At 31.3% G+C, this 1,747-nt stretch carries 2 protein-coding genes; both read left to right on the top strand.

All coding sequences use genetic code 11. From position 1 onward, the window contains the following. The first annotated feature begins 107 nt into the window (after positions 1-107). Entirely contained in the window at positions 108-311 is a 204-nt protein-coding gene (locus tag BM141_RS22370) for a hypothetical protein (protein WP_091549651.1), read from the top strand. A 119-nt stretch (positions 312-430) separates the two neighbouring features. Then, positions 431-1,564: a DUF4221 family protein gene (locus tag BM141_RS22365; protein ID WP_221407741.1), complete on the top strand. Its 1,134-nt coding sequence runs from the start codon at positions 431-433 to the stop codon at positions 1,562-1,564. Positions 1,565-1,747: the final 183 nt, after the last annotated feature.

Here is a 1,747-nt window from a genome sequence, read left to right as displayed (position 1 = left end):
AAATACAAAATGCTTACATATTATTGTAGCGTACTTTGGTACTTAGCTAAGTGAATCTGGAATCTGAAAATTATCAATCTTGTTGAAATTTTAAATCGTTTAAATTTATGAAATCAAAATTGAAGAAAATTGGAATAGCTATATTTATTCTAATGCTCACTAATATAAACTTTGTCAAAGAACAGGAAGTAAAAGCACAAACTGGCGGTTGTGTGTGTTACTTTAGCGTAGCTTATGGCTGTAGTACTGGTGGTTCAACTTGTTGCTTAATGTGTGATGGAGGTGCGCCAGTAGTAAAACCTAAATATTAATTTTGAGGCATCAAGCTAATTATGTATTGGCTTGATGTCATTTTTAAGTTTGCTTACCATTTAATCGTAGTATTACAATGAATTTATCGAAACAAATTACATATTGCTTAATTCTTATATTGAGTAGTCTATATTTGAGTTGTAGTACATCAGATTCACAAAATAAAACCTTAGAAAACTTACCTATACTGAATATTAGCAACCAAATCCTGACTTTTGAAATAGATAGTAATGTGATTAATCGGACAAAATTCTTATATACCTATACAGATGAAAATGGTAAAGAATACTTGGCTTATGCCAATGTAACCAATAAGCGGAATGAGATTTTAGTTTTTTCTCTCGATAGCAAGGAACTTGTTAAAATTATTCCGATAGATATAGAGGGGCCAAATGGTGTAGGCTTCATTAGAGGATTTTATATTAAGGATTGGAACACTATTTATGTAACCTCTCATAGCACTTTGTATATTGCCATAATAAATCAGTATGGAGAAATAAAACGTAAAATTGACTACTCCCGTACAAAAGATAATCAAAATACTTCTCCAGCAATTGTAGATTATCATAATCCTATATTATTTGACAGACATAAGATTTTACTCCCCATACTTCCAGATGGAAATTGGACTTATATGACACAAGAAGACCTCAATAAGAAGTATATTTGCTTGCAAGTTGATACCATAAAAAAAGAAGCGGCGTATTTATCTTTTACATTACCCAAAGATTATTGGCTTGAGGGTAAGAAAGACCCTATTTTTAGTAGAATTAAAGCAAAAGACAAATTTGTTTATTCTTTCTTAGGTGATAACTATCTCTATGTTACCCAAGACCATAATAAGTTTGATAAATATTTTGCAGGAAGCCAGTTTTTTGAAAAAATGAAACCTTATCCTAAAAACAAAGGTGATGTAATTGACTATATGAAGTATATGTGTGAAAACTCCTATTACGATTACCTAATATATGATGAATATAGGGAGGTATTCTATAGATTTGTAAATTTAGGCATAGAGGTTACGTCCAAAGCCAATTTGGAGAAACTTGTTTCCTATCCACCTTTAGCAAGCATTATCATAATCGACAAAAATTTTAAAAAAATAGGAGAATTGAAATTGCCACAAAATAAGTTTTTGATTAGTAATGCTTTTGTTGCAAAAGAAGGGCTTTATATTTCTAATAATCACCCTGAGAACCCAGAAATGCAAGATGACAAACTAAGTTTTACATTATTTAAGTTTCGTAATTAGTTTATATAAAAGAAGTTAGTTACACAAGGCGATAGTCAAGCCACTCAAAAACCAACTCTTGCAGGTCAATCACTTAGCAGACCTCCAAGCAGAAAGCAGAGATGGCTTAGCTGTCATCAAGCTATCTTTTGACTACGGCACAAACATTAACCTTGCTTACATAGAAACCAATGAGAAAATAGA

Source organism: Thermoflexibacter ruber, assembly GCF_900113045.1.
Taxonomy (GTDB): domain Bacteria; phylum Bacteroidota; class Bacteroidia; order Cytophagales; family Thermoflexibacteraceae; genus Thermoflexibacter; species Thermoflexibacter ruber.
The sequence above is the reverse complement of the archived record's forward strand: the minus strand, read 5'-3'. Positions and strand labels throughout refer to the sequence as shown.